Source organism: Mesorhizobium sp. WSM4820 (assembly GCF_055811075.1).
In genome coordinates this window covers 1-1,918 of sequence record NZ_JBVVQN010000058.1, presented here as the reverse complement: position 1 = coordinate 1,918, position 1,918 = coordinate 1, and the positions used below count along the sequence as shown (strand labels likewise).

1 protein-coding gene and 1 pseudogene are annotated in these 1,918 nt (G+C 54.3%); both read left to right on the top strand.

Going from position 1 to position 1,918, the window contains the following annotated elements; translation table 11 throughout:
- The first annotated feature begins 353 nt into the window (after positions 1-353).
- Positions 354-1,544, top strand: a complete 1,191-nt coding sequence (locus AC0L2R_RS33675; RefSeq protein ID WP_473514083.1) for a M24 family metallopeptidase — start codon at positions 354-356, stop codon at positions 1,542-1,544.
- 193 nt (positions 1,545-1,737) lie between these two features.
- A pseudogene (locus AC0L2R_RS33670) lies at positions 1,738-1,918 on the top strand (IS5/IS1182 family transposase); the annotation flags it as partial.

Sequence of the window (1,918 nt, the reverse complement as noted above, 5' to 3'; positions counted from 1 at the left end):
GCGTTATGTGGCCGACCAACCTTTGCTGCGGGAAATCTGCACATCTGCACGCCCGAATATGTGAGCGCGAAGCCGCGGCGAAACTTTCCTGCATTACGCCCTTCAGGACATCGGCATGCAGGAAAGCAGATTTGCTCGGTTGGCGCTATGAGCTGTAGTGGAACTAGCTTGACTGTCGACATATTGTCGTTATTTTGGAGCCGACCGTTCGGCGTGAGGAGAGAGCCGCATATGCGACTCGTTCGACGCGCTCGGGTGAGGGATTCGGAAGGGGGGAGGTATCTACAAAGGGCAGCATTAGCGCGGGAGAATATCGAGAGACTACTCTTTGAGAAAACAGAAGGACGCATCTAATGGCATTTCTTGGAAAAGCAGTACGCGACTACCGCTATAAACTGATGATAGATCTAATGGATCGCGAAGGTTACGATGCTCTTGCCTTGACGGCGGAGCATTTCTTCGAGTTCGCTACTAACTTCAATGTTGACGTTTCGGGTTGGGAACGACCAATGCTCGTGGTCGTACCGCGCAATGGAACTCCATTCGGAATTTTCAGTTATACTTCAGTCCATCACTGGCGTTATAGTAGAGAAGCCGAGTTACTGTGGGTTGATGACATACAGTTCTATGCGGAGCACGTTCAGTTGCGTGGAAGACTTCCTCTACAGCACAACTTGAGCGAACTGGTTGCAGATAAGCTTAGAGAGACGGGGTTGCACCGTTCGCGTATCGGTGTTGATGCCATCACAGCACCATTGGCTGGTGCGTCCAAATTGCTGCCTCAGCTATGTCTCGAAGAAGCGTTGGACGAGTGCGGTAAGCTTCTCCTGGTAAAACATGCCGAAGAAATCGCGATTATGCGTGAAGCGGCGTCACTCGCGGACTGGATGCAGGACCGTTACAAAGAAAACATTAGGCCCGGCCGTCTTGTACAGGAACTCGACTTGTCAGTGTTTGCATTAGGGGTTGAAGAAGCTGCACGTCGATTTCCTGGAGAGAATATCATTTTGTCTCCATGGCCGACATTGTCTGGTCCATCAAGTGTTTCATGCCACGCTTGGTCGTTCCCGACCGGCGCTCGTATTGAGAAAGGCGACGGTATTGTCAATATGATCGGCGTGAGAATGAATGGCCTTTGGATTGAAGATGAACGTACATGGTTTTGCGGCAAGCCTACAGCACGGCAGGCCGAGCTTTACAAAGCTACATTGGCTGCTACCCGAGCTGGCTGTGCGGCTGCTATTGCGGGCAATCCGACGTGTGCGATCGACGAAGCCTCCCAGTCTGTATACGAGCGCGCAGGCTTGGGAGACCTAATCATAACCCGGACCGGACACGGGATAGGACTCATGGGACACGAGTGGCCCTTTAATATGCCCTTTAACACGCGGAAGATGCAAGCCGGCCAGGTGTTTACAGTTGAGGAGAGCGTCTACGAGTGGGGGTTGGGAGGTTTCCGTGTAGACGATACTGTGGTCGTTGGAGAGGCGCCCGAGATCCTGACAAAAGCGGCTAAAGAGCTTGCCTGTCAGATTGTCGACTAGCTTGCGGTGTCCGCTTCGACACCGGCAAGAGGCTTCGTTGTCCGGCGGACATTGAGTTCGGCCTTAGACGACACCGTGACCATAGGCGTGAATGACATGATTGCGAAGTCTTCACGAAGACTTGAGAAATCGTATCATTGCGCGCCTGCTTCTTGCCCCGCTCGCGCTGGCGCTGATCCCTGACGCGCCGGGCCAGCGAGAGCGGAGCAAGAAGGTGTATTCCCTGCATGCTCCGGAGGTCGAGTGCATTGGCAAGGGCAAAGCCCACAAGCCCTACGAGTTCGGCGTCAAGGTCTCCGTCGCCACCCCGCTGCAGCGCAGCCGCGGCGGCCAATTCGTCGCCCATGTCAAGGCGCTGCCCGGCAATCCTTATG